The following is a 12,404-nucleotide window of genomic DNA, read 5'->3' as shown; positions in this document are numbered from 1 at the left end:
ATCAGTCCTTCAGACTTTCTTCGCGCAGACCGTCCGCCAGCAGGTTCAAACCAAGAACCAGTGACAACAGCGCCAGCGCGGGCGGCAGGGCCGGGTGCAGATAGATCGACAGCAGCTTGCGCCCTTCGTTGATCGTAGACCCCCAATCCGGGCTTTCCGGCGGCAGTCCAAGGCCAAAGAAGCCCAAGGTTCCCAGAAGGATGGTGGTGTAGCCAATCCGCAGACAGAAATCGACGATCAGCGGACCTCGGGCGTTGGGCAGAATTTCCCACAGCATGATGTACCAAGGACCCTCGCCACGGGTCTGCGCCGCAGCCACGTAGTCCCGCGTTTTGATGTCCAGCGCCAGGCCCCGGACGATCCGGAACACGGTGGGTGAGTTCACGAAGACCACAGAGACGAACACCACAAGGATACCGCCGGGGATGTCGAACAGGTCCAGATAGGTCGGCAATCCCCAGATCCCGTAGCTGTCGGTGTTGATGATGTAACCATCAGTCGTGATCAGCGACAGGTAGAGCCACAGCGCGATGCCCAGCACTCCGATCAACAGCGGGGTGCGGAAGCTCGGCCTTGTGTAAAAGCGCGAGTTCAGCAGAACCGCAAGGAACAGGATCGGGAAAACGAACAGCACGGCCGCCATATAATTCGGCACCCCGGTCGCCACGATTTCCGGCGTGACCAGCAGATAGAACAGCAGGATCACCGGGAAGGCGAGGATCAGGTTGGCGAGGAACGACAGGAACGTGTCCAGACGACCGCCATAGAACCCCGCGGGCAGGCCCAGGGTAATCCCGACCATGAAGGCAAACATGGTCGCCAGCGGCGCGATCTGCACCACGATCCACGCGCCTTTGACCATGCGGCTGAAGACATCGCGGGCCAGGTTGTCGCCGCCCAGCAGATACCAGGCATACGCGCCTTCTTCCGTTGAGGGCAGGGGCGTGCCGGGGACCTTATTCTTCATACCCGACACCTGATCCAGCGGATCGTGGGTTATGATCAGGTCCATGGCGCCGAAGATGCCGGTGAACACCCAGAACATCACAAGGCCAAATCCAATCATGCCGATAGGGCTGTCGAACAGTTTGCCGTAGAGGCCCAGCTTGCGTTTGAATGCAATCGACATGGCAAACAGGATGACCAGCGATAGCCAAACCGGCAGGAACTGCTGTGAGATTGCGCCGACAATACCCGCGCTGGTGCCCATGAGGATGCCCAGAACGATATAGGCCAGTACTAGTGCAACACAGGCCGCAAAGCTGTATCGCAGTGCTTTCTGCGTCAACCCTCTCAGGCCCGAGCCTGAACTGATCGTACCATCGATATTCACGCTGACCGGGGTTTCCGGCAGCACGATACTGCCAAGGATCCAGACGACGATCGACACCAGAAGGGCTGCTATCGCGATCATCAGCAACGGGTTCAGGAGGGCGATAGAGCCGGTCCAGGTAAGTGGTTCCATGATCTATCCCTCCTTACGAAATACGGATGCGCGGGTTGAGGTAGACATAGCCGATATCCGAGATCAGCTGCGTCACCAGCACCACAAAGACCGACACGACCGAAATCGCCAGCAGCAGCTGAATGTCGTTGTTGCCCGCCGCCTGAACCAGTGCCCAGCCAAAGCCCTTGTAGTTGAACAGGGTCTCGACGATCACGACGCCGTTCAGCAACCACGGGAATTGCAGCATGATCACGGTAAAGGGCGCGATCAGCGCGTTGCGCAGCGCGTGTTTCATCACGATGTTCGAGAAGGACACGCCTTTCAGACGCGCGGTCCGGATGTACTGCGCCGTCATCACCTCGGTCATCGAGGCGCGGGTCATCCGGGCGATATAACCCATCCCGTAAAGTGCAATCGTCAGCACCGGTAAGAAGAAATTCTCGAAGGTTGGGTTCTCCATCGCCTGTGTTGCCGTGCCCTTGAACCATTTCAGGCCCACTGCGGATGAGGTGAAGATGGCGATGAAAATCACGCCCGACACGTATTCCGGTGTCGCCGTGGTGGTGATCGCGAAGGTTGACAGGGTCCGGTCGGTGGCAGATCCTTCTTTCATTCCGGCCAGAACGCCAAGGATCAGCGCCGAAGGGACCATCAGCAGCATAACCCAGAACATCAGCCTGCCGGTCAGGCCCAGACGGGTTCCGACAACGGTCGACACTTCCTCTTTGAAGACAGTGGAATAGCCCCAATATCCTTGCAGGATACCGCAGAACTTGGGGGCGTCCTCGGCGGATTCACCCGGCAGAATGCATCTGCCCTGAACCGAGCCGTCCTCATTCGTATGCCGATAGGACGGCAGAACACCCAGCCATTCGCCGTATTTGACCGGCGTCGGCTGAAGATATCCGTTCTTTTCAAGAAAGCTTGCAACCTGTTCATCCGACATCCGGAAATTGCCCTGCGTTTTCGCGAGCTTTTCGAGGTTGGGATAAAGGTTGGTGAGGAAAAAGACCAAGAATGTCAGGCATAATGCTGTCATGAGCATGATGCCGACACGCTTTAGAATGAAAAGTCCCATATTGGCCCCTGTTGGTAGGCTAGCGTGAAGATTATCTGGTTTCACGCATTGCTGTTTTTTGTGTCGCCGCTGTCAGGACGAAAAGGCCGCGCCTTTGCGGCGCGGCCCGTTTGGTTTCAGCTTAACCAATCAAGCCGAATTTATAGAGCTGGGGCAGGTCAGCGATGTGCTTTTCGACACCGACCATATTGTCGCGGTGGTGACGCATTGCCGTCCGCCAGTAGGGTTGGATGACAACGCCTTCGTCGATCATGATCGCCTGAAGCTTGGCCATCACTTCGCGACGCATGTCCACATCCGCAATCGAGTTTGCCTCGGCCAGAAGTTTGTCGAACTCTTCGTTGGCAAATCCGGATTCGTTCCACGCAACGCCCGACTTGTAGGCCAGCGCCAGAACCTGTGTGCCCAGCGGGCGGTGGTTCCAGTTGGTCGATGAATACGGGTACTTGGTCCAGTCGTTCCAGAAGGTCGAACCCGGCAGAACCGTGTGCTTAGCCTTGATGCCCGCGTCGTTGAGCTGAGCAACAACCGCCGCAGTGGTGTTGCGGCGCCAGTCATCGTCGATGGACTGCACTTCGTGCTCAAAATCGCCCATGCCCGCTTCGTCCATCAGCGCTTTGGCTGCGGCCGGGTCATACGGAATACGCGTCACTTCCGAGTCATATTCAGGGTGCATCGGGCCAACATGGCTGTTTTCGGCGACAATGCCGTAGCCGGACATACCAAGTTCCAGGCACACAGCGTTGTCGACGGCCATCGCCAGGGCCTGACGCACACGTTTGTCACCGTAGATTTTGTTACCGTTTGCATCTTCCGCCAACTGGTTGGGACGGATGACGATGGTGAAGCCCGACGGGATTTCCGAACGAACCAGGCCGATGCCGTCAAAGATGTCGACGAATTCGCCAACCGACTCCCAGTTCATGTCGATCTCTTCGGCTTCGTAGGCAGCCAGGAAAGCAGCTGGGTCGGTGCCGTAGTCGATAAACTCGATCCGGTCGATATAACCGCCTTTTCCGGCTTCGTATCCCCACCAGTCAAAGCCTTCGTTGCGAACCAGAACGCCTTTGACGCCAACTTCGTGGCTTTCCGGGATCATGAAGCCAGTGCCGATCGGGTTTTCCAGCATATTGTTGGCGTCATGACTGCTGTGCACGATCGCGCCCGGATAGTCGGCCATACCAGGAATAATCGTGATATCAGGCGCGTTACACTTCAGCTTGACGGTGTGGCTGTCTACAACAGTGATAGCGCCCTCTGCGGCCTGCTGGGTGTTCTCGTCGATCAGCGACGCCATACGGGACGCCATCGAGTTACCCTCGAGCGTGGTGTCGCACCAGCCGGTGATGTTGCGCGCAACGTCTTCGGCGGTGAAATCATCACCGTTGTTCCACTTCACGCCTTTACGGACGTTCAAGGTATACTCGGTCGCGTCATCGTTCGTTTCCCAGCTTTCCAGCAGCATGGGCTTGAACGAGCCGTCATTGTTGTACTCGACCAGATATTCCAGCCAGCCGGCCGTGAAAGTGGCAATCTGGGTCCAGTCATAAGTCCGCGGGTCTTTCAGCGCGCGCACTTCCATCTGATAGCGGATGGTGCCGCCGCGCTGGGGCTCTTGCGCCGCAGCAGGTGATTGCAGGCCGATCATCCCGTAGGCCGCTGGCACGGCAACACCCAGCGCAGTGGCGCGGGCCATGAATTCTCGCCGGGTCAGTTTACCGTCCCGGTATTCCTGAGCGTGCATTTCTGCGGCCCAGTGAATCGGTGCTCCGGTGATGGTTTGGTTTCTCATTGATGTCTCTCCCTGATGAGATGTCTTGTTTTTGAAGAAGATTGGAACCGCTCGAACCGGTCAGTTTCCGGCAGCTGGTTCACGGATTGTTTGAGTTCTGATTGTCCCCATGGGCCCATTCGGCCCCAGAATCCGGATCAGGTCAATGTTCGAAATCGTCATTCATGATACAAAAGCGACATGGTCAGAGATTGTTAGATCATGCCCCACGCCCGGAAACGGGTGAATCCGTCATGTATACTGTGGTGAACCGGCGGATTCTCTCTTTGCAGGGAATCGCTTAGAAGGTTCTCTCAAGAAATCGACGTATCATTTTGAGAAGTCTATCCGATTCCATTTCTTCATTCGTGCCCTGAACCAGGTGCGCTGACGCTTGGCAAACTGACGGGTAGCGATCGTCGCACGCTCGCGGGCGGCATCCAGGGTCATCTTGCCGTCCAGATACGCGATCAGCTCGGGCACGCCGATGGCCTTGAAGGCGGGCAGGGACGGATCATAGAGGTCGCGCATCGTCTCGACCTCTTGCAGCGCGCCCGTATCCAGCATCTGATCGAACCGCCGGGTGATGCGTTCCAGCAGCCATTCCTTGTCCACGTCAAAGACGATCGGCACCGTGTCAGACAGGTCCAGAACCGGAGGGGGCGTATCGGTCTGCCAGTCGCTCAGGCTGCGCCCGGTGGCTTGCTGAACCTCCCAGGCGCGCTGAACGCGGGCGCGGTTCCGGGTGTCGATCCGGTTCAGCGTATCCGCATCGACGCCAGCAATCAGTGAGGGCAGATTCATCTGGTCGGCCTCAGCCCGCACCTCGATCGGCGTGGGGGGGATGTCGGCCATACCTTCGGTCAGGGCCGAGAAATACAGGCCGGTGCCACCAACAATGATCGGGCGCTGGCCCCTGGACAGAAGCGGCGTCACCTCGCGCAGCCAGTGGCCGGTGGAATAGTCCTGATCATAGGCGATGTGACCATACAGCAGATGCGGCGCGCGGGCCTCCTCTTCTGCTGACGGACGCGCCGAAATCACCCGCCAGCAATCGTAAACCTGACTGGCATCCGCATTCACGATCACGCCGCCAAAGGTTTCGGCGATCTGCAAGGCCAGCGCAGATTTCCCCGAGGCCGTCGGCCCCGCGATAAGCACGGGCTTGCCGTCGTCAATCGGGGGCAGGCGGTCCCAAATCTGCGATCTGACGTTGTTGGCCATCCGGGTGTGCCCCAATCCTCACCATCCGCATTGAACCTGCGGAGTTTTTGCTTCATTTTGCGCCGGAAATTAACCCCGTGCCAGCCCGGAGCGCAACATGAGCCATTCCCAATCAGTCGAAACCGCCGAGAACACCAAAACAAAGTACAGCCGCGTAATGCTGAAGATATCCGGCGAGGCGCTGATGGGGGATCAGGGGTTCGGTCTGCACCCGCCGACAGTTCAACGCATCGCGCAGGAGGTCAAGTCGGTGCACGATCTGGGTGTCGAGATCTGCATGGTGATTGGCGGCGGCAACATTTTCCGCGGTCTCAGCGGCTCGGCGCAGGGGATGGAGCGTACAACGGCCGATTACATGGGTATGCTGGCAACGGTCATGAACGCGCTGGGGATGCAGTCGGCACTGGAAGAGATCGGCGTCTTCACCCGTGTCATCTCGGCCATTCGCATGGATGAGGTCTGCGAGCCCTACATCCGCCGCCGCGCTGTCCGGCACCTGGAAAAGAAACGGGTCTGCATCTTTGCCGCCGGAACGGGCAACCCGTATTTCACCACAGATACCGCTGCGACCCTGCGCGCCAACGAAATGGCGTGCGAGGCGATCTTCATGGGCAAGAACGGCGTTGATGGTGTCTATGACAAGGACCCGAAGGTTCACGCCGACGCGGTTCGCTATGACACGGTCACCTATGATGACGTTCTGGCCAAGCGGCTGCGTGTCATGGATGCCTCGGCCATTGCGCTGGCGCGGGACAACAACTTGCCGCTGATTGTCTTTGGCCTTGACGAGCCCGGCGGCTTCCGCGGCATTTTGGCGGGTGAGGGCACCTATACCAAAGTTCAGGGCTAACTTGAACAAACCGAATCCACGGGCCGGGGTCACACCCCGGCCTTTTTTGTCCGGGGATACGATTTCCACCGGCGCGCAACCTGCTCATTACTCATGTCGTTTTTTGCAGGTTATGTCGTTTTCTTGTTATATGTGGTCTTCTCAGCCAAGCCTTTTCGGTGCGGGATATTGAAAGTTCTGGGCACCGAATAAGGGAAGGAAGAGAATCTATGTCCGAAAATACGGATACCGACTATGAAGTCGGTCAGGACAACGTCCAGATCTTGGGGCTGGACGTTCACAATCCGGTTTTTGCCGTTTCGGGGCTCACCATTATTGCATTCGTGTTTTTCTCGCTCGTGTTTCGCGAGCAGGCGGCCGAATTCTTTGGTTGGCTTCGTCCGGCACTGACCAGCCAGTTCGACTGGGTGTTCATGATCGCGGCCAACATCTTTGTGGTGTTTTCGCTGCTGCTGATCGTCACGCCCTATGGTTCGATCCGGTTGGGTGGAGATGACGCCAAACCGGATTACAGCTATGCTGGTTGGTTCGCGATGCTGTTTGCCGCAGGCATGGGCATCGGTCTGGTGTTCTGGGGCGTGGCCGAGCCGATTTCGCACTATGGATCGTCGCTGGGCGGCGTTGCCGTCGGAGAAGACGGTATCCGCACCGACTGGGCGCCGCTGGGCGCAGGGCTGGAAGACCCGGAAGCTTCAAAAAAGCTGGCGATGGCGGCGACCATTTTCCATTGGGGTATGCACCCTTGGGCCGTCTATGCGGTCGTGGCACTGGCACTGGCCTTTTTCAGCTTTAACCGGGGTCTGCCGCTGACCATGCGGTCGGTATTCTATCCGCTGTTTGGCGAGGCGACATGGGGCCCTCTGGGGCACATCATCGACGTTCTGGCCGTGTTTGCCACCATCTTTGGTCTGGCGACATCGCTGGGTCTGGGCGCGACGCAGGCGCTGGCCGGTCTGAACTACCTGTTCGATGTTCCGATCACGGATGGCATGAAAGTGCTGCTGATCGGTTTGATCACGGTGTTTGCGTTGATCTCAGTTGTTGCCGGCCTCGACAAAGGGGTAAAGCGTCTGTCCGAGGCCAATATGATCCTGGCTGCGGCTCTGCTGTTGCTGGTGCTGATCGTTGGTCCGACCGCCGCTATTCTGACCGGCTTTTTCGACAGCATGATCGAGTACTTCATTGCGCTGCCCGCGCTGTCCAACTGGGTTGGTCGTGAAGACACCAACTTCATGCAGGGTTGGACCGCCTTTTACTGGGCCTGGTGGATTTCCTGGTCACCCTTCGTCGGCATGTTCATCGCCCGCATTTCGCGTGGTCGCACCGTGCGTGAATTCGTGACCTGCGTGATCCTGATCCCGACGGTTGTCGGCGCGCTGTGGATGAGCGTTTTCGGTGGCGCGGCGCTGGATCAGGTCATGTCCGGTTCGGGGCAGGCCCTGTCGGACGCAGCGCTTGAGCTGAAGATGTTCAAGATGTTCGAAGCCTTCCCGATGACCGGCCTGCTGTCCTTTGTCGGCATCGTCCTGGTTGTCGTGTTCTTCGTGACCAGCTCGGACTCGGGCTCGCTGGTGATCGATACGATCACGGCGGGCGGCAAAACCGATGCCCCCACGGCGCAGCGCGTATTCTGGTGCGTTCTGGAAGGTGCGATTGCTGTCGTGCTGTTGCTGGGTGGCGGGCTTGGCGCCTTGCAGGCCGCCGCGATTGCAACCGGCTTTCCGTTTGCGATCGTGCTTGTACTGATGTGCGTATCGGTCTTCATCGGTCTGGCGAACGAAAAACGCCGCCGCTGAGTTCGGCCTTATCAAGAAAAGCCCCGGCCATGCGTCGGGGCTTTTTTCTTTTGGGTCGGGTTGACCGATGTCCTCGCCCTTGTCTAAGTATCCGCGTCCTTCGGGTGGCATGTTCCGCCCGGAAAGACTGCCCATGCCTCTATCTAAAAGGGGCTGTGGTTGGGCTGGAAGACCTGCCGTGATTTCCGAGTTGTCCGAAATCATGCGCGGGCATCGTATCGGAACAAGCTGCATGAATGAGGAGAGGCGTGCCATGAGCACTCTGGATATCAATTTCGTTCGGGCTCAGTTCCCGGCTTTTTCCGAGCCCAGCCTGCAAGGACAGGCGTTCTTTGAAAACGCGGGCGGGTCATACACCTGTAAACCGGTGCTGGACCGGCTGACGCGTTATTACACGCAACGCAAGGTGCAGCCCTATGGCCCCTATGACGCCAGCCGTCTGGCGGGCGAAGAGATGGACGAGGCCCGCGCACGCATGGCCGCGATACTGGGCGTGGACACCGACGAACTCAGCTTTGGGCCATCGACCACGCAAAACACCTATGTCCTTGCGCAGGCGTTTCGCCAATGGATGAAACCGGGCGAGGCCATCGTGGTGACCAATCAGGATCACGAGGCCAATTCGGGCCCGTGGCGGCGCCTGGCCGAGGATGGCATCGAAATCCGCGAATGGCAGATCGATCCGGAAACCGGGTCGCTGAACCCGCAGGATCTGGAAAACTTGCTGGACGAAAAGGTCCGTCTGGTGTGCTTTCCCCACTGCTCCAACGTGATCGGCGAGATCAACCCGGTGACCGAAATCACCTCTATCGCTCATGCGGCCGGTGCGTTCGTCTGTGTTGACGGTGTTTCATACGCGCCGCACGGGTTTCCGAATGTTGGCCATCTGGGCCCGGATATCTATCTGTTCTCGGCCTATAAAACCTATGGCCCTCATCAGGGCTGCATGGTGATCCGGCGCGCGTTGGGAGAGTTGCTGCCCAATCAGGCGCATTTTTTCAACGGCGACGTGTTGCACAAGCGTTTTACACCCGCCGGGCCCGATCATGCGCAGATCGCGGCCAGTGCGGGCATGGCGGATTATGTCGACCTGCTGTGCGACCACCACAATGGCCCCGAAGGGGATGCGACCCAACGCGGAGCCTTCGTGCATGACCTGATGCGCCGGCAAGAGGTGGCTTTGTTGCAGCCGGTGCTGGATGCGGTCAAGGATCGCAATGCCGTGCGCCTGATCGGCACATCTGATGCGACGCGCCGCGCGCCGACTGTTGCGCTGGCCCTGAACCGAAACGCCGAGGCTGTCGCCGCCGATCTTGCAAATCACGGAATCATGGCGGGCGGCGGTGATTTCTACGCCGTGCGACCGTTACAGGCGATGGGTGTGGATATGGCGCAGGGCGTGCTGCGGGTCAGCTTTACGCACTACACCTCGCAACAGGAAATTGATCAGTTATTGAACGCACTTGACGTCGTTTTGTGATCCGGTTTCCGTTCGGCTTCGTAATGCGAAGAAAACAACCGGGCGGACATGGAAAACTCTCAATCTCCGATCATCTTGTGGTTCCGGCGGGACTTGCGCCTGTCGGACCATCCCGCGCTAAGCGCGGCGGCCCGGTCCGGGCGGCCCATCATCCCGGTCTTTATTCTGGACGACCTTGGCCAGGCGTTGGGGGCGGCACCAAAATGGCGACTTGGTCTTGGGCTGAAGGTCTTTGCGCAGTCCCTTGAAAAGCTCGGTAGCCGTTTGATCCTGCGGCGCGGGGACGCCTTAACTGTTTTGCAGAAGCTGATCGCAGAAACCGGTGCCACCGCGGTCTATTGGTCTCGCGCCTATGATCCGAACGCAATTGCAAGAGACACCCGTATCAAGTCAGCGCTGACCGGGCAGGGGGTCGAGGCCATCTCTTTCGAAGGGCACTTATTGTTCGAGCCGTGGACCGTGACCACAAAGGCCGGTCAGCCGTTCCGCGTTTTCACTCCGATGTGGCGCGCCGTTCAGGGGCGGGATGTTCCTGCGCCCGAGGCCGCGCCTTTGGCGATTCCAGCGCCCCGGAATTGGCCGGGCGCCGATGATTTGGCGGCGTGGAAACTGGGCCGGGCAATGAACCGCGGGGCGGCAATTGTTGCGCCATATGTGCGGCCCGGTGAAAGCGCGGCATTCGAGGCTCTGCACGGGTTTTTCGACCGAATCTCAGACTATTCGACGGATCGGGATCGTCTGGATCGGGATGGCACATCGAATTTGGCCGAATACCTATCGTTGGGCGAGATCGGGCCGCGCACCGTCTGGCACGCGGTCCAGCGCGCCGCATTGACGGGCGCGCAGGGCACCGAGGCGTATTTGCGCCAACTGGTCTGGCGCGAGTTTGCATATCACCTGATGTTTCATACGCCGCACTTGCTGACCAAAAACTGGAAGCCGGAATGGGATGCGTTCCCGTGGAACACCGATGCCAGCCATCCCGACGTTGTCGCGTGGCAGCAGGGCCGCACCGGTATTCCGGCAGTGGATGCCGGTTTGCGTCAGATGTACGTAACCGGCCGCATGCACAACCGGGCCCGCATGATCGTGGCCAGCTATCTGACCAAGCATCTGATGACACACTGGAAAATCGGCATGGATTGGTTTGCCGAGTGCCTGACCGATTGGGACCCGGCGGCAAATGCGATGGGCTGGCAATGGGTTGCAGGCTCGGGGCCGGATGCCGCACCGTTCTTCAGGATATTTAACCCGCAGACACAGCAGCAAAAATTCGACCCTCAAGGGACCTACCTGAAACAGTGGATCGCCGAAGGGCAGGCCGCACCTTCGGCCAGCGCGCTGTCGTACTTTGATGCGGTGCCGCGCTCGTGGGCGTTGGATTCTGCTTCTGCCTATCCGAAGCCGGTGGTCGATCTTGCCTCTGGTCGGACGCGGGCCTTGGCGGCTTATGAAGACCGAAAAACCGGGTAAGGAACTGAAAACTTGCCACAAACACAAACTCGGCCTAGCTTTTACTTAAGGCCGCAAAGGGGAGAGCGGATGATCTTAACGACAACAGAAGGGCAGAAAGAACTGCCCAGATATTTTGTTCAAGTCTTCAAGATGCTGAACCGGATGGAGTCTGGCCGGATGGACATCGCCTTGCCCGATGGTCGGATTTTTCGGTCCGAAGGGGGCAAGCCCGGACCGGTCGCTCGGGTTGATATCCATGACCCGGACGTCTTTGCGCGACTGATCCGCGAGGGCGAGCTGGGCTTTTCCGACGCCTATCTGGAGGGCGATTGGAGCACGCCCGACCTGCGGTCCTTTATGGATCTTGTGCATCTGGGTACCGAGACTGTTTATGACGATTTCACCGGCATGTTCCTGGTGCAGGCCTATGAACGCTTGCGGTTTTGGTTGCACCGGAACCATCGGCGGCAGGCCAAGAAGAACATCTCGTACCACTACGACCTAGGGAATGATTTCTATGGTTTGTGGCTAGACGATACGATGACTTATTCCAGCGCGCTGTTCGAGACGGGGCAGGAAAGTCTGGAAAACGCACAAACCGCGAAATACGCGAGTCTGGTCGATGAAATGGGCGCTAAGCCCGGAGACCACATCCTGGAGATCGGCTGCGGCTGGGGTGGTTTCGCAGAATATGCCGCGAAAGAGCGTGGCCTAAGGGTCACAGGTTTGACGATCAGTCAGGAGCAGTTGAGCTTTGCGCGTCAACGAATTGAAAAAGCAGGACTTTCAAGCTTGGTTGAGTTCAAGTTACAGGATTACCGCGACGAACAGGGCCAGTATGACGGGATCGCCTCGATCGAGATGTTCGAAGCCGTCGGACAGAAATACTGGCCGGTCTACTTCGAGACCGTGCGCGAGCGCCTGAAACCCGGTGCGCAGGCGACGTTGCAGATCATCACCGTCGCGGATCACCGGTGGGACATTTACAAGAACGGCGTTGATTTCATTCAGAAATATATTTTTCCGGGCGGAATGCTTCCGACGCCTACGATCCTGAAAGAACAGGTTTCCGAGGCGGGGTTGGACGTGGTGAAATCCCGGGAATTCGGCAAAAGCTATGACCTGACCCTGCGCCGCTGGTACGACACGTTCAACGAGAAATGGGACGAAATTGCCGAAATGGGGTTTGATGAGCGTTTCCGCCGCATGTGGAACTATTATTTGACCGCATGTGGCGCAGCCTTTGACACTGGCAACTGCGATGTGACACAGATCACTATAGCAAAACCCAGTTAACAAACGG

At 58.4% G+C, this 12,404-nt stretch carries 9 protein-coding genes; 5 read left to right on the top strand and 4 right to left on the bottom strand.

Annotation, left to right across the window (positions count from 1 at the left end):
• Position 1: 1 nt before the first annotated feature.
• The 4 genes from ACR0NT_RS01775 to miaA all read right to left on the bottom strand — a co-directional run bounded on the left by ACR0NT_RS01775 (position 2) and on the right by miaA (position 5,520).
• Positions 2-1,465 (bottom strand): ABC transporter permease, encoded by a 1,464-nt coding sequence (locus ACR0NT_RS01775; protein ID WP_170442196.1) that lies wholly within the window; start codon positions 1,463-1,465, stop codon positions 2-4.
• A 13-nt stretch (positions 1,466-1,478) separates the two neighbouring features.
• Positions 1,479-2,525 carry an ABC transporter permease gene (locus ACR0NT_RS01770; RefSeq protein ID WP_170442199.1) on the bottom strand — a complete coding sequence of 349 codons (1,047 nt, stop codon included), beginning with the start codon at positions 2,523-2,525 and terminating at the stop codon, positions 1,479-1,481.
• Between the two features lie 121 nt (positions 2,526-2,646).
• On the bottom strand, positions 2,647-4,317 hold the full coding sequence (locus tag ACR0NT_RS01765) for an ABC transporter substrate-binding protein (RefSeq protein ID WP_170442202.1): 1,671 nt from the start codon (positions 4,315-4,317) through the stop codon (positions 2,647-2,649).
• A 309-nt stretch (positions 4,318-4,626) separates the two neighbouring features.
• A complete protein-coding gene (gene miaA, locus ACR0NT_RS01760; protein ID WP_170671166.1) occupies positions 4,627-5,520 on the bottom strand; it encodes a tRNA (adenosine(37)-N6)-dimethylallyltransferase MiaA in 894 nt (297 codons plus the stop codon).
• A gap of 97 nt (positions 5,521-5,617) precedes the next feature.
• Between miaA and pyrH the strand changes: the two genes are divergently transcribed.
• The 5 genes from pyrH to ACR0NT_RS01735 all read left to right on the top strand — a co-directional run bounded on the left by pyrH (position 5,618) and on the right by ACR0NT_RS01735 (position 12,397).
• On the top strand, positions 5,618-6,370 hold the full coding sequence (gene pyrH, locus ACR0NT_RS01755; protein ID WP_170671168.1) for a UMP kinase: 753 nt from the start codon (positions 5,618-5,620) through the stop codon (positions 6,368-6,370).
• A gap of 209 nt (positions 6,371-6,579) precedes the next feature.
• Complete coding sequence (locus ACR0NT_RS01750) at positions 6,580-8,166, top strand: BCCT family transporter (RefSeq protein ID WP_170671170.1); 1,587 nt, start codon at positions 6,580-6,582, stop codon at positions 8,164-8,166.
• A 253-nt stretch (positions 8,167-8,419) separates the two neighbouring features.
• Positions 8,420-9,646, top strand: coding sequence for an aminotransferase class V-fold PLP-dependent enzyme (locus ACR0NT_RS01745; RefSeq protein ID WP_170671172.1), 1,227 nt, complete (start codon positions 8,420-8,422; stop codon positions 9,644-9,646).
• A 48-nt stretch (positions 9,647-9,694) separates the two neighbouring features.
• The gene (locus ACR0NT_RS01740; protein WP_170671174.1) at positions 9,695-11,119 is read left to right on the top strand and encodes a cryptochrome/photolyase family protein; all 1,425 of its coding nucleotides are present in this window, start codon (positions 9,695-9,697) and stop codon (positions 11,117-11,119) included.
• Between the two features lie 69 nt (positions 11,120-11,188).
• A complete protein-coding gene (locus ACR0NT_RS01735; RefSeq protein ID WP_170442221.1) occupies positions 11,189-12,397 on the top strand; it encodes an SAM-dependent methyltransferase in 1,209 nt (402 codons plus the stop codon).
• Positions 12,398-12,404: the final 7 nt, after the last annotated feature.

It is taken from the genome of Ruegeria sp. AB10 (assembly GCF_056542745.1).
This window is presented reverse-complemented; position numbering and strand designations above follow the sequence as displayed.

Coding starts and splice junctions, on each gene's coding strand:
- ACR0NT_RS01735 (WP_170442221.1), top strand. CDS start 11,189: ATGATCTTAACGACAACAGAAGGGCAGAAAGAACTGCCCAGATATTTT.
- ACR0NT_RS01770 (WP_170442199.1), bottom strand. CDS start 2,525: ATGGGACTTTTCATTCTAAAGCGTGTCGGCATCATGCTCATGACAGCA.
- ACR0NT_RS01775 (WP_170442196.1), bottom strand. CDS start 1,465: ATGGAACCACTTACCTGGACCGGCTCTATCGCCCTCCTGAACCCGTTG.
- miaA (WP_170671166.1), bottom strand. CDS start 5,520: ATGGCCAACAACGTCAGATCGCAGATTTGGGACCGCCTGCCCCCGATT.
- pyrH (WP_170671168.1), top strand. CDS start 5,618: ATGAGCCATTCCCAATCAGTCGAAACCGCCGAGAACACCAAAACAAAG.
- ACR0NT_RS01750 (WP_170671170.1), top strand. CDS start 6,580: ATGTCCGAAAATACGGATACCGACTATGAAGTCGGTCAGGACAACGTC.
- ACR0NT_RS01740 (WP_170671174.1), top strand. CDS start 9,695: ATGGAAAACTCTCAATCTCCGATCATCTTGTGGTTCCGGCGGGACTTG.
- ACR0NT_RS01765 (WP_170442202.1), bottom strand. CDS start 4,317: ATGAGAAACCAAACCATCACCGGAGCACCGATTCACTGGGCCGCAGAA.
- ACR0NT_RS01745 (WP_170671172.1), top strand. CDS start 8,420: ATGAGCACTCTGGATATCAATTTCGTTCGGGCTCAGTTCCCGGCTTTT.